Origin of the sequence: Bradyrhizobium sp. Ec3.3 (assembly GCF_000472925.1) — a bacterium.
Taxonomy (GTDB): domain Bacteria; phylum Pseudomonadota; class Alphaproteobacteria; order Rhizobiales; family Xanthobacteraceae; genus Bradyrhizobium.
In genome coordinates, this window is the sequence record NZ_AXAS01000150.1 from 1 (window position 1) to 2,052 (window position 2,052).

Consider the following 2,052-nt stretch of genomic DNA (forward strand, 5'->3'; position numbering starts at 1 on the left):
GACCCGCTTCATGATCGGGCTGCTGTTGCTCAAGCACATTTACGGGCTGTCCGATGAGGGCATTTGCGAGCGCTGGGTCCACGACCCGTATTTCCGTGTGCCTCGTAGCCGGTGCGTATCTGCCGGCACAACTGTGTTGAAGATGGGAGGTGGCCTCCCGGAGCCGGCCTGCAGGGGCAGGCTTCAAACCACTCCAGGCTGCTGCGTTTAAGAGACGTGGTGGTGAGCGCTGGGGAAAAGGCGGCGGGCTACGCCGTCAGGTGAGTGATGAGAAGATGAGCGCAAGCGAACCGCCGATGACGCATCGAAATGGGTCCAGGCGCTGTCAAAACGAGCATGGGGATAGTGATGCTCGGAAGAGTGTGGGCGACACCTGCTTACGGTCCCACGCGGCAGCCGGTGTATAGGCGGCATGATCTCATCACAGGCTTCAATCCGGAACGAGGGAACCTGGCTCGGGGTGTTAAGGGAAATCCGCAAGTGGTGCACACCACGAGGGAGAACACCAAAACCCGAGACAGGGGCGGAGCAGCCTGTAGTAGCGCCGAAGTGGCTGTAATGGCTATGGAGCGAAGGGGCTGCGTTATCCTGTCCGACATCGGACGCCAACCGGCTTTGTCGGGAGGAGCGTCATGACGCCGGACAAACCGTTGCCGATCACCAAGCGTATGGTCTGGGAGGCCTACCAGCTGGTGGCAGGGAATGGAAAGGCGGCGGGCGTCGATGGCCAGAGCCTGGACGAATTCGCGCAGGACCTTGGGAACAACCTCTACAAGCTCTGGAATCGCATGGCGTCGGGAAGCTATCTCCCGCCTGCGGTCAGGCGCGTGGAGATTCCCAAGGCCAATGGCGGCATCCGTCCTCTGGGCATCCCGACGGTCGCGGACCGCGTCGCACAGANGGTGGTCAAGCAGTATCTGGAACCGGGGTTGGATCGGGTGTTTGATCCTGACTCCTATGGTTATCGGCCGGGAAAATCAGCGCATCAGGCGATCGAGCAAACGCGCAAGCGATGCTGGGACTATGACTGGGCTTTGGACCTCGACATCAAAGGCTTTTTTCGACACGATCGATCATGCCCTTTTGGTGAGAGCGCTTCGGAAGCACTGCCAGGAGCCCTGGGTTTTGCTGTACGTCGAACGATGGCTGAAGGCTCCGGTAGAGATGCCTGATGGGACCATCCAGAAACGGGAAGCCGGAACACCGCAAGGTGGAGTAGTAAGCCCGCTGCTGGCGAATCTCTTTCTGCACTATAGCTTCGATGCGTGGATGCGCCGGACGTTTCCGTGCATTCCGTTCGAACGCTATGCCGATGATGCAATCTGCCATTGCCGCACACGGCAGGAGGCGGAGCATCTGAAGGCAGCGCTGGAAAAGAGGTTGGCCGACTGTCATCTGACGCTGCACCCGCAAAAGACCCAAGTGGTTTATTGCAGAGACAGCAATCGACGGGGGACACATCCGCAGATCCACTTCACCTTCCTTGGCTTCACCTTCCGACCCCGTAGGGCGAAGAACCGTTGGGGAAAGCTCTTCACGCGCTTCCTTCCCGCAGTTGGCCCGCAGGCGCTCAAACGCATGCGGGAGCGGATAAGGAGCTGGCGCCTGCCACAGCACGCGCCGCTTCCGTTGGCTGATATAGCCCGAATACTCAATCCGATCCTTCAAGGGTGGTGGCAGTATTATGGGCGTTTCTATCCAACGGAAATGTGGAAGCTGTTCACGTACTTTGATGAACGTCTCGGGGCCTGGCTCCGGCGGAAGTACAAGTCGTTCAAAAGGCACCGGGGACGGAGCCTACGGCGACTGAACAGCATCGCGAAGCGCAATCCCTCATTCTTCGTCCACTGGACGCGCCTTCGTCACGCAACGGTTGGGTGACAAGAGCCGGATGATGCGAGAGTATCATGTCCGGTTCTGTGAGAGGCTGAGGGTGAAACTCCCTCGGCCCACTCGACAGTTCTTCACCGGCGAAGAGTTCTTCCAGCACGCCTTTCCGCACGAACCCTCGGACCTCAGCCATTGGCGCAAGCGGCTCGGCGACAAGCTGGA

2 pseudogenes are annotated in these 2,052 nt (G+C 59.5%); both read left to right on the top strand.

What is annotated here, in order from left to right:
• A pseudogene (locus tag YUU_RS58075) lies at window positions 1-97 on the top strand (transposase); the annotation flags it as partial.
• A 535-nt stretch (window positions 98-632) separates the two neighbouring features.
• Window positions 633-1,895: pseudogene (ltrA, locus tag YUU_RS54545) on the top strand (group II intron reverse transcriptase/maturase).
• Window positions 1,896-2,052 lie beyond the last annotated feature (157 nt).